The sequence below is a fragment of the Methylobacterium sp. WL69 genome (assembly GCF_008039485.1).
Classification (GTDB): Bacteria; Pseudomonadota; Alphaproteobacteria; order Rhizobiales; family Beijerinckiaceae; genus Methylobacterium.
In genome coordinates, this window is record NZ_VRUZ01000034.1 from 17,749 (window position 1) to 42,419 (window position 24,671).

Here is a 24,671-nt window from a genome sequence, read left to right on the forward strand (position 1 = left end):
GGCTCCGCGCGAACCTGCTGCCGACAGGCAGCGGCGGCTCAGCCGGTCGTGGTTCCGCCCATGGCAAGGGCATCCACGACGGCCTCCGGGTGGCGATGGATCGTCCAGATCAGGGTCATGGCCGTGGCGTTCGGCTTCGATTTGCCCTGCTCCCAGTTCTTGACCGTCGCTTCTTCCAGGCCGAACCGCAGGGCGAACTGACTTTGCGAGAGATGCAGGGCCTCCCGCACGATCCGGACGGAGATCTGGTCCGGCCAATGCCTTCGGGCTTCGATGCCCAGAGCTGTCAGCTCCGATATCAAATGGTTCAGGCTCTCGACCTTCGGCACCTCGACATAGGCCTCGCCCGTATCGAACAGTTCCGTCATGACCGCGTGGGCGGCCTTCACCGGGAGATGCCGACGCACCAGGGCACGGGCCGCCGCCACCGTGTTCAGGTCAGCGTCCGGCCGTCGCTTGAGGCTGAGGCGTTCTGCGGAGCCTTCGCGGACGGGCGGCTCGTCCCGGATTTGCACCCGTGGTCCGAACGCCGCCAACAATGTGGATCTCGTCGACATCCAGCTCCTCCATGACGCCCTGCGCGATGTCCCGGAGCCCGGCCGCGCCCCATTGCTTCATGGAATCGCCACCGATGTGCAGGCCGGTCAACGTCAGGATTCGGCCCGAGACCGACACCTCGGCCATCACGTCGAGCGACCCACAAGGGGTCTGCACCTCGACGGTGAAGATCGGGTCATCGCTGTTGGCGTGATCGACGACGATCCTGACTTCGCGAGCCACTGAGCAGCCTATGCCATACGCAACTTGCGTACAAGATGCGACAGGTCCTCTCTACGGAAAGTCTGGCGGCGAGCCTCAGACCGCCTCCGCCACGAACGCCCGATACCCCTTCGCCCGCAACGCGCAGGCCGGGCACGTCCCGCACCCGTACCCCCAGTCATGCCGCGCCCCGCGCTCCCCGAGGTAGCAGGTGTGGCTTGCCTCGACGACGAGGTCGACCAGGGGCCGGCCGCCGAGGTCTTCGGCGAGGCGCCAGGTGGCGGCCTTGTCGATCCACATCAGGGGGGTGTGGAGGACGAAGCGGCGGGCCATGCCGAGGTTGAGGGCCACCTGCAGGGCCTTGATGGTGTCGTCGCGGCAATCCGGGTAGCCGGAGTAATCCGTCTCGCACATGCCGCCGACGATGTGGCGCAGGCCCCGGCGATAGGCCAGGGCCGCCGCGAAGGTGAGGAACACGAGGTTGCGGCCCGGCACGAAGGTGTTGGGCAGGCCGTCCGCCGTCATGGCGATTTCCGTGTCGCGGGTGAGCGCGGTGTCGGAGACGGCGCCGAGCGCCGCGAGGTCGAGGGTGTGGTCGGGGCCGAGGCGGCGCGCCCAGGCCGGGTTCAGGGCGCTCATGCCCGCGCGCAGGGCCGCCCGGCCGTCGAGCTCGATGCGGTGGCGCTGGCCGTAATCGAAGCCCAGGGTCTCGACGCGGGGGAAGCGGTCCAGGGCCCAGGCGAGGCAGGTGGCCGAATCCTGGCCGCCGGAGAACAGGACCAGGGCGCCGTCGTCGCTCATGGTTGTCCGCCGCCCTCGTACTCGGCCCACGACATCGGGGTCTCGTACACCTTTACCGAGGACAGGGCCGGCAGGGCTGCCTTGGTCCGCGCCCAGATCCAGGCGGCGATGTGCTCGGCCGTGGGGTTCTCCAACCCTTCGATGTCGTTGAGGCAGTAATGGTCGAGCTGCAGCAGCACCGGCGCGAAGGCGTGCTCGACGTCGAAGAAGTCCACCACCCAGCCGGTCTGCGGATCGACGGCGCCCGTGAGGGTGAGTTCGACCCGGTAGGAATGCCCGTGCATGCGGTGGCAGCGATGGGTCTCGGGCACGTTGGGCAGGCGGTGGGCCGCCTCGAAGGTGAAGGCTTGGGTGATCTTCATGGGTCGCACTCTCGTCCGGTTCGCACGCTATCCGATTCGCACGCGCTGGCCCCCTACGGGATGCCGATGATCTTGTGGGTCTGCAGGGACAGGCGCCAGCGCGCGTCGGCCCGGCAATAGGCCACCGCCGCCTCGGTGTTGGCGAGGCGCGCCGGCCCGTCCATGGGCTGGAGCCAGTGGTGGCGGAAGGCGAGATCGGCGAAACGGGCCGGATCGGCCTCGGCCTCGTCCTGGGGGTAGACCAGCTTCAGCTCGTGGCCCGTGGTCTGCACGAGGGGATTGCCGGCCTTGGGGCTGACGCAGATCCAGTCGATGCCCTCGGGGGCCGCCAGGGTGCCGTTGGTCTCCACCGCGATCTCGAAGCCGCGCGCGTGCACCGCCGCGATGAGGGCGGGATCGAGCTGGAGCAGGGGCTCGCCGCCGGTGAAGACCACGTAAAGGTGATGCGGCCCGCCGGCCCAGGTCCCGGCGATGGCGTCCGCGAGGAGTTCGGGCGTGGCGAACCGGCCGCCGCCCTCGCCGTCCATGCCGATGAAGTCCGTGTCGCAGAAGCGGCAGGCCGCCGTGGCGCGGTCCTGCTCGCGGCCGGACCACAGGTTGCAGCCGGCGAACCGGCAGAACACCGCGGCGCGGCCCGCCTGCGCGCCTTCGCCCTGGAGGGTGTGGAAGAGTTCCTTGACCGCGTAAGCCATGCTGTCCCTGGGCACCCGCCGGGTGCGACTGTCTCGTTCGCACATAGGCCGGGTCTGGCCGCGAGGCCACCGCTTCGCGCGGGGAGGGGGCATGCCACGCCCGGCTGACCCGTGCACCGCGAAAGGCTTCGCCATGCTCTCGCCACGGAGGCCGGGTTGTTGGCGGGGGAACCGGGGCACGCGACGCCTCGCACAAGCTTTGCCGTTACCCTACTGTGTCCCGCGCGGTCCGAGTCCCCTCGGGCCGGACCGGACCCTTCCGAGACAGGCCTGATGTCGAACCCCCTGATGAGGCGCCTCGCCCTTGGTTTCGCGGCGTGCGCCGGCCTGCTCGGCGCGAGTTCCGCCGGTGCGGTCACGGCGCCGATCCTCGTGGTCGAGGTCGATTCCGGCAAGGTGATCTACGCCCAGGGCGCCACCGACCCGTGGTTTCCCGCCTCCATCACCAAGCTGATGACCGCCTACGTCGCCCTCGATCTCGTGCGTCAGGGCAAGGTCTCGCTGGATTCGCTGATCACCATCTCGGCCGCCGCCGCCGCCGAGCCGCCCTCGAAGATGGGTTTTCGCCCCGGCACGCAGCTTACCCTCGACAACGCCCTGAAGATCATCATGGTGAAGTCGGCCAACGACGTCGCCTGGGCCATCGGCGAGAACCTCGGCGGCTCCATCGAGGGCTTCTCCGCCCTGATGAACGAGACCGCCGCCCGCATCGGCATGCGCGAGAGCCGCTGGACCAACCCCAACGGCCTGCCCGACGCCCGGCAATGGACCTCGGCCCGCGACATGGCGGTCCTCGGCCGCGCCCTGATCCGCGACTTTCCCGACAGCCGGGGCCTGTTCTCCATCTCGGCGATCCAGTTCGGCAAGTCGATCATGGCCAACCACAACGGCCTGCTCGGGCGCTACGCCGGCGCCGACGGCATGAAGACCGGCTTCATCTGCTCGGGCGGCTTCAACGTGGTGTCGAGCGCCACCCGCAACGGGCGCCGCCTCATCACCGTGGTCATGGGCCAGCCGAGCGCCCGCGAGCGCGACCTCAAGGCCTCCGACCTGTTCGATTACGGCTTCGGCCAGTCCACGGGCTGGACCGCCCAGACCCTCGAATCCCTGCCGGCCTCCGCCATCTCCGAGCCGCCGGACCTGCGCCCGTACATCTGCGACCGGAAGAAGCCCATGCCGGTGGACGAGGGTCCGGGCGCCATCGCGGGCAACACCGACAGCTCCAACGCCCAGATCCTCGCCGCCGCCGCCCTGCCGGGCTCGGCCCTGGCCCTCGCCACCCTCAACAACGGCGCCATGCGGGGCCGCGCCCTGCCGGCCCGCGCCCCGCTCCAGCCGATCCCCGTCTGGATCGGCCGCGATCCGGCCGAGGGTGCCATCGCGCTGAACGCCCAGGCGGAGGCCGACAAGGCCGAGCGCGCCCAGACCCTGGCCGCCGCCCGCAAGGCCCGCCTCGACACCGTCGCGGCCCGCCGCGAGGCGGCCAAGGAGGCCCGCCAGGCGCAGATGAAGGGTGGGGCCAAGACACCGGAAGTGAAGAAGGCCCTGGCGCGCGGCAAAGCCGCCGTGCCGTCCACCGCCAGCGCCTACGCCCCCGTCGAGGCGACGCCGGTGATGGAGGGCGCCCCGAAGCTCAAGGTGAACACCCTGCGCAAGCCCGCCGCCAAGGTGCAGCCCAAGGCCGCGAAGCCCGAGGCGAAGGCGGAGACCAAGCCGGTCAAGGCTGCCCCCAAGTCCGCCACCAAGTCCGCAGCCAAGCCGGCCGGCCGCTCGGCGAAGGCGGCGGAGGACGAGTAGCGCGGGCCCGATCCGACCGCGCGGCGATTGAGCCCGGGGCCGTGCCGGGGTAGGTCATCGCCATGACCGATTCCTCCGCGTCCGTCCTCTCGGCCCCCGATCCCCGCGCGCCCGAGCCGATCCCGCTCACCGTCCTCACGGGCTTCCTCGGGGCCGGCAAGACCACCCTGCTCAACCGGATGCTGAAGGATCCGGCCCTCGCCGACACCGTGGTCATCGTCAACGAGTTCGGCGAGATCGGCCTCGACCACCTCCTCATCGAGACGGTGGACGAGGGCATGATCCTGCTGGGTGCCGGCTGCCTGTGCTGCACCGTGCGCGGCGACCTCATCGCCACCCTGGAAGATCTCCTGCGCAAGCGCGACAACGGCCGCATCCCGCCGTTCCGCCGCGTGGTCATCGAGACCACGGGGCTCGCCGACCCGGCCCCGATCCTCCACGCCCTGATCTACCACCCCTACCTCGTCATGCGGTACCGGCTGCAGGGCGTCGTCACGGTGGTGGACGCGGTCAACGGCGACGCGACCCTCGACGCCCATCCGGAGGCCGTCCGCCAGGCGGCGGTGGCCGACCGGCTGGTGCTGACGAAGGCGGATCTCGCCGAGGGCGGGACCGAACCCCTCGAGGCGCGCCTGCGCGCCCTCAACCCCGCCGCCGCGATCCACGGGGCCGACGTGGCGCCCGCCGACCTCCTCGGCGGGTTCTTCGGCCTCGACGGCAAGGGCGCCGACGTCGCCGCCTGGCTCGGGGCCGAGGCGGTGGACGCGCACCACCACCATCATCACGGCCACCACCATCACGACGTGAACCGGCACGACGCCGCGATCCGCGCCTTCACCCTGACCCACGACGCCCCGGTGCCGCGCGCCCGGTTCGAGATGTTCCTCGACCTCGTACGCTCGGCCCACGGACCGAAGCTCCTGCGCCTCAAGGGCCTCGTGGCGCTGGCCGACGCGCCGGACAACCCCGTCGTCGTCCACGGGGTGCAGCACATCGTCCACGCGCCCGTGCACCTCGACGCCTGGCCCGACGACGACCGGCGCTCGCGCCTCGTCCTCATCGTGCGCGACCTCGATCCGGCCTTCGTCACCGGCCTGTGGGACGCCTTCCTCGGCCGTCCGCGCATCGACGCCCCCGACATGGCGGCGCTCACCGACAACCCCCTGGCGATTCCGGGCGGTTGAGGGCCGCCCGATTCCCGGTCCGGGGCGGACCGGCGCGGCCCCAATCTTGAACCCGAGACCGCAATGGGGCGCCCCCGGGCGCCGGACCGTCCCGAACCGGGACGCGGGTGGGACTTGTTTCTTGATGGCGGCACGGCGGTTCACGGTGATCACGGGTGGCGTTTTCGGGGATGCGCCGGGGTTCGACGGGGCGGGGCTCGCCGACACCGACGCCCGGCCCATGGAATCCTGGTCCATCGACCTGTGCCGTCCGGGGCAGGTCGTGCCCGAGGCGGAGGCGGCGTGGCGCGCCCTCCTGACCCGGACGGGCGTGTCGGACCCGTTCGCCGACCCCGACTATCTCCAGGCCGCGGCCCGGCACGGGGCGGGCGGGCGCGAGGTGGTGTTCGCCCTCGCCTGGGGCCGGACGGGGGCGCGGCGCACCCTGTGCGGCGCGATCCCCCTGACCATGCCGAACCCGATATGGGGCCACGGGCGCATCGGCCCGTGGCAGCCCTACGGCAGCGCGGTGACGCCGGCCGTCGAGGCCCCGCACGGGGACGCGGTGCAGGCGGCACTGCTCGCGCATCTCCGGACCCTGCGCCGGGGCGCGAGCCTCGACCTCGCCCTCGCGGCGCCGGCGACCCGTCCGGTCCTCAGGCCGGTACCCGATGCGGTCCGCATCCCGGCCCACAACCTGTTCGACGTCGGCGGCGCCGGCGCGTCGTCCCGCGAGCGCATCGTCGCGCCGGATCGCATCCGCGACGCCGTCGAGGAATTCTTGATTCTCGACGCCGCCCATGCGGCGGCCCCGATCATCGGCGACCCCTCGGAGGCGGCCCTGGTCCGGGTGGTCACCCGCCTGTTCGCCCGCCGCCGCCAGGCCGCCGTCGACCTGACCCGCCGGGACGGCCGCGTCGTCGCCGCCGCCCTGCACCTCGGCACCGGCCCGCACGCCGTCGCCTGGCGCCGGGCCTCCGAGGGGATGGCGGGTACGGCCCGCCTCGACCGCTCGGCGTAGGAGCTTCGCCGGCCGGCGTTCCGGGGGAAGGGCGCTCGCGCGTCCGCGGGAGTGCCCCCCGTCCCTACTCGTCCTCGCCGAACCTGTTGGCGAGGAGATCGGTGATCGCCTGCAGGCTGGCTTCGGCCTCCGGGCCCGAGGTCACCACCGCGATGGTGGTGCCCTGCGCGGCGCCGAGGGTCAGCAGGCCCATGATCGAGCGCCCCCCCACCGTCTCGCCCGCGCGGGTGACCGTGACGGCGGCGTCGTAGCGTTCGACGGTCTGGACGAACTTCGCCGAGGCCCTGGCGTGCAGGCCGCGCCGGTTGACGATGGGAAGCACCCGCAACAGCCCGCCCTCGGGGACGGGGGGCAGGGCCTCTTCGGAATCCTCGTCGTCGATCATGCGCTTGTCGCCAATCCTCGCCCGCCGGCGCGCCGTCCTGTCGGCGCCGGAACCGTCACACTGGCCTGTAGGCGGTTGCCACGGCGTAAGGAAGGCGGGCGCGCGGCCGCGACGTTTCGGGACACCGCGCGCCGGACGCGCGTTGCCGGACGCCGCGACCCTTACTTGCCCGCCAGGACCCGCGAGGCGACGTTGATGTACTTCCGGCCCGCCTCCTGGGCGTGCAGCACGGCGTCGCCCAGTGGCTCGGCATCGCGCACGCTGGCGAGCTTGATCAGCATGGGCAGGTTGATCCCGGCCACGACCTCGACCTGGCCGCCGTTCATGCACGACAGGGCGAGGTTGGAGGGCGTGCCCCCGAACATGTCGGTGAGCACGACGACGCCCTTGCCCGAATTCACGCGGCCGACGGCCGTCATGATGTCGAGCCGCCGCAATTCCATGTCGTCCTCGGGCCCGATCGTGATGGTCTCGATCTGCTTCTGCGGCCCGACGACGTGTTCAAGGGCAGCCTTGAACTCCGTCGCGAGCAGCCCGTGGGTGACGAGCACCATTCCAATCATCGACGCGGATTCCAACGCCCTGTGAGCGGAGTCGCCATCTTGTGCAGCGCAAGGTCGAGCGCAAGGTGATCGTGACGTTTTGTGCGCCTCAACGTCATGATCATGCCACGATGGTGGCCCCCGCGCTACGGTCCGTCCACCCCGGGCAGCCGAAGGACCGCCGCGTGCCGCCCGCCCGTCAGCGCCGCCAGGGCATCGAGGACGAGGCGCGGCGCCAGGCCCGAGCGCAGCAGCCGGCGGTCCAGGACGAGGCGCGGCAGGGAGAGGCCGAGGAGGCCGGCCGGTGCCGGGACCTCCGGCAGGCGGGGCTCGCGGGCCACGAGATCGACCACGAGGCGGATCGGGGCCGCGTCCGCCCCCGCGACGGCGCGGCAGGGGCCGAGGCCGCGCACTTCGATCCGGTCGCCCAGCGCCGGATGCGGCCGGGCCACGAGGGTGTCGCCGTCGCGGTCGAGGCGGATGCGGTCGTCGCCGACGAGGGCGGCCGGCAGGGCCAGGGCGGCCGCCCGGTCGAGGAGCAGGAGGGCGAGGGTCGATTTGCCCGCCCCCGATTCGCCCCGGATCAGCACCCCGGCGCCGTCGAGGACGACGGCGGTGGCGTGGATCGTGTCCCGGTTCACCGGTGCCTCAGCGCACCGCCGGCAGGCGCACGGTGAAGCGCGCGCCCCGCACCGTCGGCTCGCCGTCCTCGTCCGCCGGGCCGGGGCGGTTCTCGGCCCGGATGGTGCCGCGATGGGCCTGGACGATCTGGCGCGAGATCGACAGGCCGAGGCCCGAATTCTGGCCGAACCCCTGCTCGGGCCGGTCGGTGTAGAAGCGCTCGAAGATCCGCTCGAGGGCGTGCTCGGGGATGCCCGGACCCTCGTCCTCCACGACGAGCTCCACGTCGCCGCGCACCCGGCGCAGGGCCACCCGCACCTTGGCGTCGGGGGGCGAGAACGAGCGGGCGTTGTCGAGGAGGTTGTTGACCACCTGGCCCAGGCGCGAATCGTGGCCGAAGATCGCGAACGGCGCCTCGCCCTCGCCCGCCGCCGCGGCGACGTCGAACTGGATCACGGCGTCCTTCGGGCGCCGCCGCTCGTTGGCCACCGACACCACGGTGGTCATCAGCTTGTGCATGTCGACCTTGCGCGCCTCGGCGCGGGCGAGCTCGGCGTCGAGGCGCGAGGCGTCGGAGATGTCCGAGATCAGGCGGTCGAGGCGCTTCACGTCGTGCTGGATGATCTGCAGCAGGCGCGACTTCGAGTCGTCGGATTTCGCCAGCGGCAGGGTCTCGACGGCGCTGCGGAGCGAGGTGAGGGGGTTCTTCAGCTCGTGGGAGACGTCGGCGGCGAAGCTCTCGATGGCGTCGATGCGCCGGTACAGCGCCTGGGTCATGTCGCGCAGGGCCCCCGAGAGGTGGCCGATCTCGTCCGTGCGCCCGGTGAAGTCGGGGATTTCCTCGCGGGACTTGATGCCGAGGCGCACCTTCTCGGCCGCGTCGGCGAGGCGCCGCACCGGCCCCGCGATGGCGCCGGCGAGGAGGATCGACAGGACCAGCATCACGGCCGCCGCCACCAGGAACACCTGCAGCAGGCCGAACCGCTCGGAGGCGATGACCCGGTCGATGTCGCCGCCCTGCGTCGACAGCAGCAGGGCGCCGCGCACGGCGCTGCCGCGCTGGATCGGCACCGCTACGGACACGATGGTCTCGCCGACCTCGTTGCGCCGGACGATGGTGCCGCGGGCGCCGCCCAGGGCCACCTGAACCTCCTTGAGGCCGTGTCCGCTCGCGGGGCCGACCTCGTCGGTCCGCACCGGGCGCTGGCCGCCGAGGATGCGGGTCTGCACGAAGTCGAAGGCCTGCTCCAGGACCGTGCGCTTGCGCTCGCGGGCGTTGCCGTCGCCGCGCCCGATCTCGCCCCGCGCCGGCAGGGTGCGGGAATCGAACAGGAGCCCGCCGTCGCCGTCATAGACCCGGGCGCGGTTGCCCGTGGGCGTGATGAGGCGGCTCAGGAGGGGCGCCACCCGCTCGGGGTTGAGGGAGAAGGCGAGCGGCGAGGGCTCTTCCTCGGCCTCGCCGGCCTGGAGCTGGAGCAGTTTGTCGGGGTCGATGCGGATGGCGCCGGTGTCGCCCGAGGCCGAGGCCGACGACGCGATGGCGCCGGCGATGATCTCGCCCTGGATCAGCAGGCTCTGCACCCGCGCCTGGATCAGCCCCTGGCGGAACTGGTTGAGGTAGAGGAAGCCGAACAGCAGGGCGAACAGCCCGACGAGGTTGAGCACGACGATGCGGCGCGTCAGGCTCGACGAGGCCCTCTGGCCGATGGCGTTCCACAGGGCGCGGGGCCACTCCACCATGCGGAGGGGGCGGTCTTCGGCTTGATCTGTGGTCGCCACGTCGGTCCGGTTCGATGGGGTCGCGGAAATTTTTTCGGAACGGCCCGCCCGGCGGGCTTCGCTCGGGCGGAACGCGCGGGACTCAGCTTTCCTTGAAGCGGTAGCCAACGCCGTAGAGCGTCTCGATCATGTCGAAGTTCGTGTCCGTCACCTTGAACTTCTTGCGCAGGCGCTTGATGTGGCTGTCGATGGTGCGGTCGTCGACGTAGACCTGATCGTCGTAGGCCGCATCCATGAGGGCGTTGCGGCTCTTCACGACGCCGGGGCGGTGGGCCAGGGCCTGCAGGATAAGGAACTCGGTGACCGTCAGGGTCACGGCCTCGCCCTTCCAGGTGCAGGTGTGGCGCTCGGGGTCCATCATCAGGAGGCCGCGCTCCAGGGAGCGGGCGGCGGCATCGGCCTCGCGGACGGCGGCACCGGGCCCGTCCTTCGGGGCGAAGCGGCGCAGGACCGCCTTGACCCGCTCGACCAGCAGGCGCTGCGAGAACGGTTTGTGGATGAAGTCGTCGGCGCCCATCTTGAGGCCGAACAGCTCGTCGATTTCCTCGTCCTTCGAGGTGAGGAAGATCACCGGCAGGTCGGATTTCTGCCGCAGACGCCTGAGAAGCTCCATCCCGTCCATGCGCGGCATCTTGATGTCGAAGATCGCGAGATCGGGCGGGGAATGCTTCAGGCCGTCGAGCGCCGAGGCGCCGTCGGTGTAGGTCTGGATGCGGTACCCCTCCGTCTCCAGGGCGATGGAGACCGAGGTGAGGATGTTTCGATCGTCGTCCACGAGGGCGATGGTTGGCATGCGCGTTCCCTACTGCTCGGATGCGGTCCTTGCGGGTGCCTGTGCGCCCGCATCTCCGCATCCCACCCCGGGGTGAACCGGAGCCGGCGAAAAACGCGCTGGCGGCTTGGCGTCGATGGCGACTTGACCTCGACGGCGACGGCCGCTTTCGCGCGGAGAGTCAGGCTGTGTAAAGGGTCCCCGGGCAAAAAGCGAGCCGGGTCGCATTGGCGCTTGACTGCGGCCAACGGGCCGCACTCCCGGCGCCTCGCAAACCGGACCGTGCCACCGCTATCATCGCAGATCTGAACGAGAGCCGAGACGGGGACGAAACCATGGCCGAAGACGTGGAAATCAGGGACGTCGGAAACACGGGCGAGGGAAATACGGACGTCGGAAACACGGGCGAGCGGCGCGGGCCGGCGGTGCCGCTGTCGGCGGCGGACGCGCCCTTCGACGCCATCGGCCTCGCCCGCCACCTCCTGCGCAGCATCCGGTCTGGGGCGCTCGCCACCCTCGACCCCGAGGACGGCACCCCCTTCGTCTCCCTCGTCACCGTCGCGACGGATGTGGACGGCACGCCCCTGATGCTGCTGTCGCGGCTCTCGGCCCACACCCGCAACCTGCTGGCCGACCCCCGCGCCTCCCTGCTGTTCAGCGCCGGCGGCAAGGGCGATCCCCTGGCCCACCCGCGCCTCACGGTGACGGGCCGCGTGGCGCAGACGCCCGACCTGCGCGCGCGCGCCCGCTTCATCGCCCGCCATCCGAAGGCGAAGCTCTACGCGGACTTTCCCGATTTCGGCTTCTTCGCCCTCGAGCCGAAGGCCGGCCACCTCAACGGCGGCTTTGCCAAGGCCGCCTTCCTGACGGCGGACGAGCTGCGCCTCGACCTCGCCGGCGCCGAGGCCCTGGTGGCGGGGGAGGGCGGCGCCGTCGAGCACATGAACGCCGACCACGGCGACGCCCTCGCGCTCTACGCCGTTGCTTCCGGAGCCGAACCCGGCCCGTGGCGCCTCACCGGCCTCGACCCCGAGGGGATGGACCTGCTCGCCGGCGACCGCACGGCGCGGGTGCCGTTTCCCGAGCCCGTGCGCGAGATGGGAGCCTTGCGAAAGGTGCTGGTGGCGATGGCGGCCGAGGCCCGTGCAGGTGCCCCCCCAACCTCCTAGATACTGAGATCGAGGTCTAGGTCGACGGTCCCCTTCACCGCACGAAAAACCTGCGCGAAATCGTCTTCGAGGGCGACGTTCGCCAGGGCGAAGACGACGAGTTCGGTGTCGGATTGAAGCCCGGTCCGGGCCTTCGCGGCGGCGATCAGGGCCGCGCTGACGCGCCCGGCGATGCGGCCATCCTTGGCCTGCGTCAGGCCCCCGTCGGCGGCCTCCCGCATCACGGCCGCGACCCGCTCGGCCGCCGCCCCGGACCGCACCGCCGGTTTGGTTTCCCGCTGATCCTTCGGCATGTCTCGCCTCGTCCGTTCAACGAATACCCGCTCTGGGGTAACGGTCCACGGTCGGTCCCGCCATTCGCCCGACCGGGACGCCCCGTCCCACCCCCGACGCTTGGCGTGGACAACCTGCGCTGCTATCTGCGGCGTTCCAGTTCTCACTCTCAAAAGACCGTGCGCCGGGTCCGTCTCCATGACGGCGGGCCGCGCGCGCCGGAGATCGCATCCTCGATGACCACGTTGCCCATCGACAACATTCGCAACTTCTCCATCGTCGCCCACATCGACCACGGCAAGTCGACCCTGGCCGACCGGCTGATCCAGACCACCGGCACCGTGGCCCTGCGCGACATGAGCGAGCAGATGCTTGACTCCATGGACATCGAGAAGGAGCGGGGCATCACCATCAAGGCGCAGACCGTGCGCCTGGAATACAAGGCGCAGGACGGCAAGGACTACATCCTCAACCTGATGGACACCCCCGGCCACGTCGATTTCGCCTACGAGGTCTCGCGGTCCCTGGCCGCGTGCGAGGGCTCCCTGCTGGTGGTGGATGCGAGCCAGGGCGTTGAGGCGCAGACGCTCGCCAACGTCTACCAGGCGCTGGACGCCAACCACGAGATCGTGCCCGTCCTCAACAAGATCGACCTGCCGGCGGCCGAGCCCGAGCGCATCCGCGCCCAGATCGAGGAGGTGATCGGCATCGACGCCTCCGAGGCCGTGGCGATCTCGGCCAAAAGCGGTCTGAACATTGAGGCGGTGCTGGAGGCCATCGTCACCCGCCTGCCGCCGCCGAAGGGCGACCGCGATGCGCCCCTCAAGGCCCTGCTGGTGGACAGCTGGTACGACGTCTATCTCGGCGTCGTGGTGCTGGTGCGCATCGTCGACGGCGTGCTCAAGAAGGGCATGAACATCCGCATGATGCGGGCCGACGCGGTGCACGGCGTCGACAAGATCGGCGTGTTCCGGCCCAAGATGGCCGATATCGGCGAACTCGGCCCCGGCGAGGTCGGGTTCTTCACCGGCTCCATCAAGGAGGTCGCCGACACCCGCGTCGGCGATACGCTGACCGAGGACAAGCGCCCGTGCAAGGAGATGCTGGCGGGCTTCAAGGACGTCCAGTCCGTGGTGTTCTGCGGCCTGTTCCCCGTGGATGCCGCCGAGTTCGAGACCCTGCGCAGCGCCATGAGCAAGCTGCGCCTCAACGATGCGTCGTTCTCGTATGAAATGGAGACGAGCGCGGCCCTCGGCTTCGGCTTCCGCTGCGGCTTCCTCGGCCTCCTGCACCTCGAGATCATCCAGGAGCGCCTCGAGCGCGAGTTCAACCTCGACCTCATCTCGACGGCGCCCAGCGTGGTCTACCGGCTGCAGATGACCGACGGGACGACGAAGGAGCTCCACAACCCGGCCGACATGCCGGACGTGATGAAGATCACCACCATCGAGGAGCCGTGGATTCGCGCCACCATCCTCACCCCCGACGAGCATCTCGGCGGCGTGCTGAAGCTGTGCCAGGACCGGCGCGGCGCCCAGGTCGATCTCAACTACGTCGGCAAGCGCGCCATGGTCGTGTACGACCTGCCGCTCAACGAGGTGGTGTTCGATTTCTACGACCGCCTGAAGTCGATCTCGAAGGGCTACGCCTCGTTCGACTATCACATCTCGGATTACCGCGAGGGCGATCTGGTGAAGATGTCGATCCTCGTCAACGCCGAGCCCGTGGACGCCCTGTCCATGCTGGTCCACCGCACCCGCGCCGAGCATCGCGGCCGCGCCATGTGCGAGAAGCTCAAGGATCTGATCCCCCGCCACCTGTTCCAGATCCCGGTCCAGGCGGCTTTGGGCGGCAAGATCATCGCCCGCGAGACCATCAAGGCCCTGTCCAAGGACGTCACCGCCAAGTGCTACGGCGGCGACATCTCGCGCAAGCGCAAGCTCCTGGACAAGCAGAAGGAGGGCAAGAAGAAGATGCGCCAGTTCGGCAAGGTCGAGATCCCGCAGGAGGCGTTCATTGCGGCGCTGAAGATGGACGATTGAGCCGGTTCCGCCTGGCTGCGGGGGGGAGGCAGCACTCGGGTGGGCACCGGCTTCTTCGTAGCGCGCGCGGATCTCTTCGCTCCCGAGCAGGCGCCGGGATTCACACATCGGTGAGATCGCCGATCGATTTTATCGCGCACGGGCTTCTCCCTCCCCCTCGTGGCAGGGCGATCGCAGATAGCGTTTGGGGGCCTTGAGAAGTCCGCAACGCTTTGTCATCCCGGGGCCGCGCAGCGGAACCCGGGACCCAGAAACACTGGTTTCGCAGGGTTTTGCACCGTCGGCGGCTCTGGATTCCGGGTTCGCCTGCGGCGCCCCGGAATGACATCGGTGGTCATATGCGATTGCCCTGCCCTTGTGGGGGGGATCAGGGGTGGGGGTGGCTCCGCCAGCCTCTGCAGATGACGAACGCGCGCAGGCCATTCCCTCGTCCATGCCGAGGGTCGCCCAACCACCCCCACCTCCCACTCCTCCCCACAAGGGGGAGGAGAGCTCCGTCGCGCTGAAATGTGTGATCCGGTAGCCTGTAAGCAGAGGGAGCCCGTCGGCCTCTCGCCTGGTGGGTGTGGGGTTTGAAATATCCACCCACCGAAGACGAGAATCCAGCAGTCCCAGGAAGAGGGGGCGTTCGCGCAGCATCCAAGAGATGTGCGCTGTCCTCTACCCCGCCGACCGCGCCAATTCCCGCGTCGCCTCGCCCAATTCCCGTCCCTGATCCCGCAACTGCCCCGAAGTACCCCCAAGCGTCTGCGACTGGGCCAAAGCCTCGTCCGTGGTGGTCCTGAGGGCATCGAGGTGCTGCGTCGCCGTGCCCAGGGTGGTGCGGACCTGGGCGACGCCGTCGGCGATGCGGCCGGCGGCTTCCCGGTGCGCGTCGCTCACCCGGAGAATGTCGCCGGCGGTGCCCTGCACTGTCTCGATCTCGTCCCGCACCCGCGACAGGGATTCCGTCGAGCGGGCCGCGCCCTGGCGCAGGTGCGCGATCTGCGTGCCGATCTCGGCGGTGGCTTGGCTCACCCGGTTCGACAGGGCCTTCACCTCGGCGGCGACCACGGAGAAGCCGCGCCCGGCCTCCCCCGCCCGCGCCGCCTCGATGGTGGCGTTGAGGGCGAGCAGGTTGGTCTGGCGCGCGATGGTGCCGATGAGGTCGCTGATCCGCCCGACGCCGGCGATGCGGGCCTCCAAATCCGAAAACACCCCCACGGCCTCCCCGAGGCGGGCGGCCGAGCCGCCCGCGAGGGTGCCGACCCGCGCGGCGTGGTCCCCGGCCTCCCGCGACAGGGCCACGAGGTCCTGGGCCGACCGGGCCACGGCGTCGATGTCGTGGGCCGCCTCCGTGGCGGCCCGGTCGACCTCGCCGCGGCGGGCGTCCACGGTCTCGGCGACCCGGAGCACGGCCTGCGCGCCCGCCTCCACCCCCACCGTCGTGCCGGCGAGGCGCTGGCCGATGCCGTCCAGCGCCCGCATGAGCGCGGCGACGCGGCTGCGCTGGGCGTGCTCCGTCAGCGCCAGGGCGAGGCGGTCGGCGACGTAGGCCATGAGTTCGAGGAGGTCGGGCTTGAGCTCGGCGGTCTCCCGCGAAAAGAACTCCAGGACGATCTCGACCCCGTCGCCGACGCGCACGGGGAACATGAAGCAGCCGCGCACGCCGTTCCGGCGGGCGGTTTCGGCCCGGACGAAGCCCGGCAGCACGGTGCAGTCCGGGCAGCTCACCGGGGCCCCGCTCGCCGCCACGCGGCCGACGAGGCCCTGGCCCGGCGCGAACACCGCCTGCTCCGAGGCCGCCACGAAGGCGTCGGCGTGGCGGGGATCGCCCGTCGGCGCGAGGTGCCACACCCGCATGGACGTCATCCCGCCCGGCGTCCCGGCGGCGCCGTCGGGCAGGCGCCGATAGGCGTGGGCGATGGGCCAGCCGGTGAAGCCCGCGACGATGGACAGGCACGATTCCGTCGCGGCCTCGGGCGTCGCCGCCGCCGCGCAGGCGCGCGAGACGGTGTTGAGGAAGGCGAGGACGGAGCCGAGGTCCTGCGGCAGGGCCGCCGCAGGCGCGGCCGGCGCCGGCCGGCCGAACCGCCGCAGGCGCGCGAGCGGGCCGGTCTTCGCCGAAGGGATCGGGCCGGCATCCATGGAAGAGCTTCTGACGGACACGTCTTCGGTGCTTTCGATGGGCCGCGCGATGCTTCCGCCGATCTCGGCGCCGTTCGAGATTAGCCTCGTCCCACTTGACGAAATCTTTTCAGGTCTCGTCGGGCCTGCCCAAATGAACGGCAGCCCTGGGCGAATTTTAGCCCGGGACCGCGATCAGGTGCCTCGCCGAAATTTCCCGGTGCATCCTGCGCGGATGGCGGCTTCGATCGCTCAATCGTCAATTGAAAGACAACCTGAGGTAATGATAGTGGGCGGGGCTTCACACGGGACCGCCCATGCCGATCGACGCAGACATCCTCGCCGCCATCGTCGCCGAGCTGGCCGGTCGACCGGGACACGAGAAGGTTCGGGCCCTGCTGTACCGGCTCCTCGTCGAGGCCCTCGGGGCCCGCAGCGAGCAAATTGCATTCGAGCGAAAGATACCTGAGGTTAACGGTCGCGTCGATGCTTTGCTCGGGCGCACGATCATCGAGATCAAGACCGATCTCCGCCGTGAGCGGCCGGCGGCGGAAGCCCAGCTCGCCCGCTACCTGCCCGAGCGCGAGGCGGCGACGGGCCAGCGCTACGTCGGCCTCGCCACGGACGGGGCGACCTTCACCGCCTACGAGATGCGCGACGGCGCTCTGATGGCGCTCACGGGCCACGACGTCCGGGTGACCGAGGCGGCCCGCCTCGTCGCGTGCATCGAGGGCGTCATCGCCGTGCGCGACTGGCTGCCCGCCGACGCCATCGGCATCACCGGCGAGCTCGGGCGCGAGAGCGCCGCCTTCGCCCGGACGCTGGGCCTCCTCGCCGCCGCCTGGGCCGGCCTGGCGCGCCACCCGGAGGCCGTGCTGAAGCGCCAGCTCTGGTCGCGGCACCTCGGCTTCGTCTACGGCCGGGCCATCGACGACAGCACCCTCTGGCTCCAGCACACCTACCTGGTGATCCTGGCCAAGGCGATCGCCGCCGGCACCATGGGCCAGTCGTCCAACCTGGCCCGGTCGACGCCGGCCGATCTCCTGTCCGGCCGGCACTTCCGGGAGGCCGGGGTGCACGGCGCCGTCGAGACCGACTTCTTCGGCTGGGTCCTCGACGCGCCCGGCGGCGACGCCATCGTTGCCGGCCTCGCGGCCCACGCCGCCCGGTTCGACCTCGGCAGCGTCGACGTCGATCTCCTGAAGGTGCTCTACGAATCCCTCATCGATCCCGAGCAGCGCCACGACCTCGGCGAGTACTACACGCCCGACTGGCTCGCCCGGAAGGTGGTGCGCCGGGCCCTCGACGCGCCGGCGGACCAGAGCTGCCTCGATCCGGCCTGCGGCTCCGGCAGCTTCCTGTTCCACGCCGTGCGCCTCAAGCGCGAGGCCCTGCTGGCGGCGGGCGTGCCTCCGGGCCTCGTCGCCGCCCGCTGCTGCGCCGGGGTGACGGGGTTCGACGTCCATCCCGTCGCCGTCATCTTCGCCCGGGTGACCTACCTCCTGGCGCTCGGCGAGGCCCTGCCGCAGCGGGACGGCGACCTGTCGCTGCCGGTCTATCTCGGCGACGCCCTGCAGTGGAACGTCACCCGCGACGGCCTCGAGCGCGACCTCGTCGTCGAGGTGCCGCGCGATCCCCGCGAGGGCCGCAAGGGCGCGCCGCTCCTGCGCTTCCCCCTCGAACTCTGCGCCGACCCCGCCGGGTTCGACCGGGTGATCACCGCGCTCCACGCGGCGAGCGAGGCGGGCTGGAGCGGCGACGCCTTCGCCGCGAGCCTGCCGGGCCTCGGCGTCCCGCCCGATCAGGTCGCGACCCTGCGGGCGACCTACCTCACCTACGACCGCCTGCGCCGGGCCGGGCGCGACCACGTCTGGGGCTTCGTCGCGCGCAACCTCAGCCGGCCCGTGGCCCTGTCCGACGGGGCGCGGGTCGACGTGGTCATCGGCAACCCGCCGTGGCTGTCCTACCGCTTCATGGCGGCGGCGATGCAGCGGCGGTTCCGCGACACCGCCCGGCGCCTCGGCCTCTGGGTCGGCCCCGAGGAGGCCCACCTCGTCACCCAGACCGACCTCTCGGCCCTGTTCTTCGCCCGCGCCGCCGAGCTCTACGCCCGCCGCCCGCAGGGGCGCGGGCCGGGCGGGCGCGTCGCCATGGTGCTGCCCCTGGCGGCCCTGAGCCGGGGCCAGTTCCGGGCCTTCCGCACGGGCGACTGGACCGGCCTGCGCGTCGCCTTCACGGAGGGCTGGATGCTCGACAACCAGGCGGTGGCCCCGGTCTTCCGGGTGCCGACCTGCGTCCTGTTCGCCGAGGTGACGGGCGGCCCGGCGCGGCCGACGCCGGACCGGGTGACGGCCTTCGCCGGCCGGCTGCCGTCGAAGGACGCGCCCGAGGCCCTGGCCGACCGGCACCTCGTCCTGCGCGACGCCCCGGCGCCGCTGGCGGCCAACTTCGCCGCCGGCTCGCCCTACCGCGACCGCTTCCGCCAGGGCGCCGCCCTGGTCCCCCGGGTGCTCTGCCTCGTGGAACGCGTCCCCGTGGGCCGCCTCGGCGCCAACCCCGGCGCGCCCCTGGTCCGCAGCCGCCGCTCGTCCCTGGAGAAGCTGCCGTGGCGCGATCATCCGGGCCAGCAGGGGGCCATCGAGGCCCGCTACCTCCGCGGCGTCCACCTCGGCGCCTCCATCGCCCCGTTCCGCGCCCTGGAGCCGGCCGAGGGCGTGATTCCGGTGGAGCAGGGGGTCCTCCTCGATGCGCGGCAGGCCGCCGGCCACGGGGCGCCCCGCCTCGCCGCGTGGCTGCGCGAGGCCGAGGCGGCGTGGACCCAGAAGAGCGCCGGCACCATGACCCTGAAGCAGGGCTGGGACTACAACCGCAAGCTCACGGTCCAGTTTCCCCCGGCGCCCCTGCGGGTGGTGTTCGCCAAGGCCGGCACCCGCCCGGCGGCCTGCCTCCTCGACGGCGACGGCGTCATCGACGACACCCTGTACTGGGCCGCCGTGGCGAGCCGCGCGGAAGGCCGCTACCTCCTCGCCATCCTCAACAGCGAGGCCGCCCGCCGGCGGATCGCCGCCCTGCAGGCCAGGGGCGAGCAGGGGGCCCGGCATTTCGACAAGCTGATGTTCACCCTGCCGATCCCGCTCTTCGACGCCCGCTTGGCCCTGCACGCCGCCCTGGCGGCGGGGGCGGAGACCGCCGAGGCCGTCGCCGCCGGGGTGGCGATCCCGCCGGGCACGTCGTTCCAGCGGGCGCGCGCCGGGGTCCGGGCGGCCCTGGCGGTGGACGGGATCGCGGCCCGCCTCGACGCCGGGGTCGAGGCCCTGCTCGGGCCGCCCGGCCGAGGCCCCGCCTTGCAACGCGCCGCCCTGCCGATCCCCGCAGGCAGGCCGGTGCCCGAACCGGCCGAGGTGTAAGCGTCCGTGCCGCGGTCGGGACCGCGTCCCGGCTACGAACGGTTGGAGACCAGGCGCAATCCCGGGGACATCGGCTCAGCGAGGGCGAGGGCGACCTTGCGTTCGAGCTCGCCGACGCGGAACGGCTTCAGCACGATCCCATCGGCCCGGTCGACGCCCGCCTTCGTCAGGGCGTCGGTGTCGGCAAAACCGGTGACGAACAGGACGGGCATGTCCGGCCAGCGCCGGCGGATCTCGATGGCCGCCTCGGCGCCGTTCATGCCCGGCATGGCGAAGTCGAGGACGACGAGGTCGATGCACGGGTCCGCTTCGAGGGAGGCCAGGGCCTGCAGACCGGACGGGGCCTCGCGCACGTCGTAGCCCGCCTCGGCGAGGCGGGTCGTCGTGACCTCGCGGACCTCGGAATCGTCGTCGACCACCAGCAGGACCGGCCGGCCGCCGGGCGGATGCGTCCGCGCGCAGTCGACGGGGCCGGGGCGCGCGGGGGCCGCCGCCGCGTCGCCGGCGACCCGCGGCAGGTAGACCTTGATGGAGGTCCCCTCGCCCGAGACCGTGTCGATGCGGATGCCGCCGCCGGACTGCTTCACGAAGCCGTAGACCTGGGCGAGGCCGAGTCCCGAGCCCTTGCCGACCTCCTTGGTCGTGAAGAACGGCTCGAACACCCGGGCGAGCACCTCGGGCGTCATCCCGGTCCCGGTGTCGCTCACGGAGACCATGACGTACTCCCCGGGCTGGGGCTGCTCCGGCCGCGACGGGGCGCCCGTGATGGTGACGTTGGCGGTTTCGACGGTGAGCCGCCCGCCCACCGCCATGGCGTCGCGGGCATTGATGGCGAGGTTCAGGATCACCAGCTCGATCTGGGTGGCGTCGACCAGGGCCGGCCACAGGTCGGCCTGGAGCAGGGTCTCGATCTGGACCGCGCCGCCGATGGAGCTCTGCAGCAGGTCGCCCATGGAGGCGACGGTCTGGTTCAGGCCGACGGGGGTCGGCTCCAGGCGCTGGCGCCGCGAGAAGGCGAGGAGCTGCGCCGTGAGGCGGGCGCCGCGGTCGGCGGCCCCCTTCATCATCGCGAGGCGGCGCTTCGAGCGCTCGTCGGACACGGCGCGCTCCAAAAACTCGATGTTGCCGGCGATGACGGTCAGGAGGTTGTTGAAGTCGTGGGCGACGCCGCTGGTCAATTGCCCCACCGCCTCGAGCCGCTGGTTCAGCCGGAGGGCGTCCTCGGCCCGCTCGCGCTCGGCGATCTCGCGCTTGAGCTCGGCATTGGCCTCGGCGAGCTCGCGGGTCCGCTCGACGATGCGGACCTCCAGGGTCTCGTTGACGGCCTGCAGCGCCGCCTCCGCCGCCTGCCGGTCGGCCCGCGCCTCGGCCTCGGCCAGGGCCCGCAGGATGGTGCGGGGCATCCGGTCGAGGCGCTGCTTGGTGATGTAGTCCGTGGCGCCGTTCTTCAGGGCCTCGACGGCGACGTCCTCGCCCAGGGTCCCGGAGCAGAACACGAACGGGGTCTCGGGGCATTGCGCGCGGGCGATGCCCAGGGCGCTGATGCCGTCGAAGGTCGGCAGGACGTAGTCCGCCAGGATCAGGTCGTGCCGGGCGGGCAGGGCCGCGGCGGCGAAATCGTCGCGGGTCATCACCCGCTCGATCACCACCGGGCGGCCGATGGTCTCCAGCTCCGCCTCAATGAGCTCGGCGTCGAGGTCGCTGTCCTCGAGGTGGAGGATGCGCAGGGCACCGCTTCCGGTCAGACGTTGGATGGCCAGCCTCCCCTGTGCGGCGGCGCTTCGTTCAGGACGGCCCAGAACACCCCGAGGTCCTTGATGGCGGCGAAGAACTCGTCGAACCCGACGGGCTTCACTACGAACGCGTTCACCCCGAGGTCGTAGGAGCGCACCACGTCGGTTTCCTCGCGCGACGAGGTCAGCATCACCACCGGGATGCCCCGGGTCGCCGGATCGCCCTTCACCTTGGCCAGGACCTCGAGACCGTCGACCTTCGGCAGCTTCAGGTCGAGGAGGATCACGGCCGGGTCCTGCGGTTGGCGCTTGTCGTGCGGCCCCCGCCGGTAGATCCAGTCAAGCGCCTCCGCGCCGTCGCGGCAAATGACGATCTCGTTGGCGAGCTGGCTGGATTCAAGGGCCGCCAGGGTGAGTTCGATGTCGTTCGGGTTGTCCTCGACGAGGAGAATCGGCTTCAATCCGGCCATCTCAGTGTCCCTCCGCCCGCAGGGGCAGCGTGAAAGTGAAGGTCGCGCCCTGGTTCAGGACACCCTCGGCCCAGGTCCGTCCGCCGTGGCGCTCGACGATGCGGCGCACGTTGGCGAGACCGATGCCGGTGCCCTCGAAATCCTCGACCCGGTGCAGGCGCTGGAACACGCCGAACAGCTTGTCGACATAGGCCATGTCGAAGCCGGCGCCGTTGTCGCGCACGTAGAACACCGCCTCTCCGTCCCGGGGCGGCAGGCGCCCGACCTCGATGACCGCCTCGGCCCGGCCGCGGGTGTACTTCACCGCGTTCGAGAACAGGTTCTCCAGCACGAGGCGCAGCATGAAGGGATCGGCGTAGGCCCGGCCGAGGGGCGCGATCTCCCACCGGATGACGCGGCCGGGTTCCACGTCGCGCAGGGCCTTGCGCCGGACCTCGTCCACGAGGGTGTTCATGTCGCCCGAGATCCGGTTGAGGGCGTGCCGGCCCATCTGCGAGAACGACAGCAGGTTGTCGACGAGGGTGCCGGCCGAGAACGCCGCCTCGATGATGGTGTCGACGTAGTGCCGACCCTTTTCGGAGAGATTGGCGGATTCGCGGTTCTTCAGGAGGTTGGCGTAGCCGACGATGTGCCGGAACGGCGCGCGCAGGTCGTGGCTGACCGAGTAGGAGAACGCCTCGAGTTCCCGGTTCGAGCGCTGGAGCTCCTCGCTCATGGCGGCGAGCTCCTCGGCCCGGCGCAGCACGATGCCGAGCACGGAGGCGCGCAGGTCCGTGGCCGCCTCGATCTCGGAGGCGGACCACGGCAGGGACCGGCCCTTGAGGGTCTCCGCCCAGATGGCGAAGGACTTTCGCGGGTGCAGGCGGTCGGGTCCGCCGGCCGGATCGGCCTGGACCGCCTTGACCGGGTTGCCGCCCCATTTCACCGTCCGCACCACCTCGGGCCGGAACCAGAGGATGTAGCTGGCGTAGCGCTTCGACACGGAGATCGCCAGGAGGCCGCTGGCGAGGGTGGTGAACGCTTCCGCCTGGGGGAAGGCGTCGGTTCCGGAGAAGGCTTCGGACAGGCTTTCGGTGACGAAGACCTCGGACTCGTCGGTGTTGGCCGACAGCCATTCGTACAGGAGCCGCACGTCCCGCTGGGACGGCGTCGCGCCGAGCAGCCGGCAATGCTCGGCGGTGACGACGGCGGCGCCCTCGGCATTCACCAGGGCCAGCACGTCCTCGGGGTGCTTGAGCAACCCGTCCACGAAGCTGTCCTCCTCCGCCATGAAGCCGAGGAGGCGCGACTGCACGGCGCCCAGCGCGAGGCGCTGCTCGGCCCGGTGGCCGCGTTCGCGGGCCGACAGCTGCAGGGCGAAGATCTGGGTGAGGACGTCGCAGGCGTTGCGGGCCTGGAGCGGCACCCGCCGGGGCTCCCGGTTGTGGCAGGAGATGAGACCCCACAGGGCGCCGTCGACGAGGATCGACACGGACATCGAGGCCATGGTGCCCATGTTGCGCATGTACTCGACATGGACCGGCGAGACCGAGCGCAGGACGGACTGGCTGAGGTCGAGGGGCTGTCCCGACGGCGTCAGCATCGGCCGGATCGGAACCGGCGCGTAGCCCGCATCCGGGATGATGCGCAGGCGGTTGCGCCGGTAGAGCTCGCGCGCCTGGGCCGGGATGTCCGAGGCCGGGAAGCGCAGGTCGAGGTAGGACGGCAGCGCGCCGTTGCCGTCCTCGGCCAGCACCGTGCCGTGCCAGTCGCGGTCGAACCGATAGACCAGGGCCCGGTCGAAGCCGGTGATGCGCCGGATGTCCTGGGCGACGAGGGCGCAGAGATCCTCCACCGTGCGCGCCGCGTGGAGGTGCTGGACGAAGGCGCGGAGCCGCGGCGTCAGGGCGTCGAGCTCGGACTCGCCCGCCGCGGCGTCGGTTTCCTCGAGCTCGACCACCACGAGGCCGTCGACCCGGTGCGCGGCGACCTCGTAGGCCTGCCGGGCGGCGCCGGCCCCCAGGCTCACCGTGCGGAGGTAGAGGGCGCCGTCCTGGTCCGGCGGCTCGGCGAGGTGGCGCCGGACCACCGAGGCGAGCTCCGGCAGGGCCCCGTCGAGACCCGTTCCGGGCGCGGCCGCCGCCGGCGCGTTCGCGCTCGCCTGGACGATGGTCAGGTTCGCCGCATCGAGCACGAGGAGGAATCCGTGCGGCTGGACGCTGCCGACGATGTGGATGGGCTCGCGGTCGCAGACCGTCAGGTCGGCGCCCGTCGCGCGGTCGATCGGTCGGTTCAAGGATGGGGTCCCCAGGATGCACGCCCGCCCGGCACGGTCTTTTCCCCGGTATCAGCCGGGTCCGGTCCGTGAAAGGGGCACAACCGCGCGGACTCGGAACCCGTTCCGAACGCCGTCGCCCATGGGTCCGTGCCGGTCCCGCCCCCGGCAGCGCCGGAGGGACCCTTGAGAACACCGGGCGACCCGCCGGACCCGTCGGCGCGCGCGGACACGATTGCGTGTGCGGGTGCCATGACAGCCGATGGTTGTCGCCGTGCGTGCCGGATCAGGCGCCGAGCACGGCCGGGATGGCGGAGCGCAGGCGGCCGTAGCCGCGGGTGGAGCGCGGCCACGCCGCCGCGTCCCAGGCCCGGCGCACGCGCAGGCACCCGTCCGGCAACGCCGCGGCCGAGGGGCCGACCGGCGCCCATCCGGTGACCACCGGCAGGCCGGCGGCCCAGCCCTCCGCCGCCGGGCCGGCCGCGCAGCCGAATCGGTCCTCGGCCCGCGCCAGGGCGTCCGC

The 24,671-nt window shown here is 71.5% G+C and carries 21 protein-coding genes and 1 pseudogene; 6 read left to right on the top strand and 16 right to left on the bottom strand.

Annotated features, from left to right (window positions below; all coding sequences use genetic code 11):
• Nucleotides 1–38 precede the first annotated feature (38 nt).
• The 5 genes from FV218_RS11560 to queE all read right to left on the bottom strand — a co-directional run bounded on the left by FV218_RS11560 (nt 39) and on the right by queE (nt 2,614).
• Nucleotides 39–428: a type II toxin-antitoxin system MqsA family antitoxin gene (locus FV218_RS11560; protein WP_187273031.1), complete on the bottom strand. Its 390-nt coding sequence runs from the start codon at nt 426–428 to the stop codon at nt 39–41.
• A 10-nt stretch (nt 429–438) separates the two neighbouring features.
• Nucleotides 439–780: a hypothetical protein gene (locus tag FV218_RS22745; protein WP_162239970.1), complete on the bottom strand. Its 342-nt coding sequence runs from the start codon at nt 778–780 to the stop codon at nt 439–441.
• Between the two features lie 75 nt (nt 781–855).
• Complete coding sequence (gene queC, locus FV218_RS11570; protein ID WP_056087162.1) at nt 856–1,560, bottom strand: 7-cyano-7-deazaguanine synthase QueC; 705 nt, start codon at nt 1,558–1,560, stop codon at nt 856–858.
• Entirely contained in the window at nt 1,557–1,922 is a 366-nt protein-coding gene (queD, locus tag FV218_RS11575) for a 6-carboxytetrahydropterin synthase QueD (protein ID WP_147709816.1), read from the bottom strand. Before queD ends, queC begins: the two co-directional genes overlap by 4 nt.
• 53 nt (nt 1,923–1,975) lie before the next feature.
• A complete protein-coding gene (gene queE / locus FV218_RS11580) occupies nt 1,976–2,614 on the bottom strand; it encodes a 7-carboxy-7-deazaguanine synthase (RefSeq protein WP_147709817.1) in 639 nt (212 codons plus the stop codon).
• A 273-nt stretch (nt 2,615–2,887) separates the two neighbouring features.
• Here queE and FV218_RS11585 point away from each other — a divergent pair, with 273 nt between their 5' ends.
• From FV218_RS11585 to FV218_RS11595, 3 genes are all read left to right on the top strand, one after another.
• Nucleotides 2,888–4,411 (top strand): serine hydrolase, encoded by a 1,524-nt coding sequence (locus FV218_RS11585; protein ID WP_147709818.1) that lies wholly within the window; start codon nt 2,888–2,890, stop codon nt 4,409–4,411.
• Nucleotides 4,412–4,473: 62 nt separating this feature from the next.
• Nucleotides 4,474–5,595 (top strand): GTP-binding protein, encoded by a 1,122-nt coding sequence (locus FV218_RS11590; protein WP_147709819.1) that lies wholly within the window; start codon nt 4,474–4,476, stop codon nt 5,593–5,595.
• Between the two features lie 124 nt (nt 5,596–5,719).
• Nucleotides 5,720–6,595: a hypothetical protein gene (locus FV218_RS11595; protein ID WP_147709820.1), complete on the top strand. Its 876-nt coding sequence runs from the start codon at nt 5,720–5,722 to the stop codon at nt 6,593–6,595.
• A gap of 64 nt (nt 6,596–6,659) precedes the next feature.
• Here FV218_RS11595 and FV218_RS11600 read toward each other — a convergent pair whose 3' ends face one another.
• The 5 genes from FV218_RS11600 to FV218_RS11620 all read right to left on the bottom strand — a co-directional run bounded on the left by FV218_RS11600 (nt 6,660) and on the right by FV218_RS11620 (nt 10,715).
• Nucleotides 6,660–6,980: an HPr family phosphocarrier protein gene (locus FV218_RS11600; protein ID WP_056087144.1), complete on the bottom strand. Its 321-nt coding sequence runs from the start codon at nt 6,978–6,980 to the stop codon at nt 6,660–6,662.
• Between the two features lie 161 nt (nt 6,981–7,141).
• Entirely contained in the window at nt 7,142–7,543 is a 402-nt protein-coding gene (locus FV218_RS11605) for a PTS sugar transporter subunit IIA (protein WP_056087142.1), read from the bottom strand.
• Between the two features lie 125 nt (nt 7,544–7,668).
• Nucleotides 7,669–8,163 carry a hypothetical protein gene (locus FV218_RS11610; RefSeq protein ID WP_056087138.1) on the bottom strand — a complete coding sequence of 165 codons (495 nt, stop codon included), beginning with the start codon at nt 8,161–8,163 and terminating at the stop codon, nt 7,669–7,671.
• A 7-nt stretch (nt 8,164–8,170) separates the two neighbouring features.
• On the bottom strand, nt 8,171–9,883 hold the full coding sequence (locus FV218_RS11615; RefSeq protein WP_147709821.1) for a sensor histidine kinase: 1,713 nt from the start codon (nt 9,881–9,883) through the stop codon (nt 8,171–8,173).
• A 121-nt stretch (nt 9,884–10,004) separates the two neighbouring features.
• Entirely contained in the window at nt 10,005–10,715 is a 711-nt protein-coding gene (locus FV218_RS11620) for a response regulator transcription factor (RefSeq protein ID WP_056087136.1), read from the bottom strand.
• A gap of 314 nt (nt 10,716–11,029) precedes the next feature.
• Between FV218_RS11620 and FV218_RS11625 the strand changes: the two genes are divergently transcribed.
• Entirely contained in the window at nt 11,030–11,863 is an 834-nt protein-coding gene (locus FV218_RS11625) for a DUF2470 domain-containing protein (RefSeq protein WP_147709822.1), read from the top strand.
• Here the strand turns inward: FV218_RS11625 and FV218_RS11630 are convergent.
• Nucleotides 11,860–12,156, bottom strand: coding sequence for a hypothetical protein (locus FV218_RS11630; RefSeq protein WP_244474863.1), 297 nt, complete (start codon nt 12,154–12,156; stop codon nt 11,860–11,862). The two genes, FV218_RS11625 and FV218_RS11630, sit on opposite strands and share 4 nt — an antisense overlap.
• Nucleotides 12,157–12,372: 216 nt before the next feature.
• Here FV218_RS11630 and lepA point away from each other — a divergent pair, with 216 nt between their 5' ends.
• Complete coding sequence (lepA, locus tag FV218_RS11635; protein ID WP_147709823.1) at nt 12,373–14,178, top strand: translation elongation factor 4; 1,806 nt, start codon at nt 12,373–12,375, stop codon at nt 14,176–14,178.
• Between the two features lie 660 nt (nt 14,179–14,838).
• Here lepA and FV218_RS11640 read toward each other — a convergent pair.
• Nucleotides 14,839–16,305, bottom strand: a complete 1,467-nt coding sequence (locus FV218_RS11640; RefSeq protein WP_147709824.1) for a methyl-accepting chemotaxis protein — start codon at nt 16,303–16,305, stop codon at nt 14,839–14,841.
• Between the two features lie 296 nt (nt 16,306–16,601).
• Between FV218_RS11640 and FV218_RS11645 the strand changes: the two genes are divergently transcribed.
• Entirely contained in the window at nt 16,602–19,691 is a 3,090-nt protein-coding gene (locus FV218_RS11645) for an N-6 DNA methylase (RefSeq protein ID WP_147709825.1), read from the top strand.
• Between the two features lie 32 nt (nt 19,692–19,723).
• Here the strand turns inward: FV218_RS11645 and FV218_RS11650 are convergent, their stop codons facing one another.
• The 4 genes and pseudogenes from FV218_RS11650 to FV218_RS22750 all read right to left on the bottom strand — a co-directional run.
• Complete coding sequence (locus FV218_RS11650; protein ID WP_147709826.1) at nt 19,724–21,451, bottom strand: response regulator; 1,728 nt, start codon at nt 21,449–21,451, stop codon at nt 19,724–19,726.
• Complete coding sequence (locus FV218_RS11655; RefSeq protein ID WP_056087121.1) at nt 21,433–21,894, bottom strand: response regulator; 462 nt, start codon at nt 21,892–21,894, stop codon at nt 21,433–21,435. Before FV218_RS11655 ends, FV218_RS11650 begins: the two co-directional genes overlap by 19 nt.
• Nucleotide 21,895: 1 nt before the next feature.
• Nucleotides 21,896–24,169: an ATP-binding protein gene (locus tag FV218_RS11660; RefSeq protein WP_147709827.1), complete on the bottom strand. Its 2,274-nt coding sequence runs from the start codon at nt 24,167–24,169 to the stop codon at nt 21,896–21,898.
• Nucleotides 24,170–24,434: 265 nt separating this feature from the next.
• Nucleotides 24,435–24,671 (bottom strand): annotated as a pseudogene (locus FV218_RS22750) (deoxyribodipyrimidine photolyase); the annotation flags it as partial.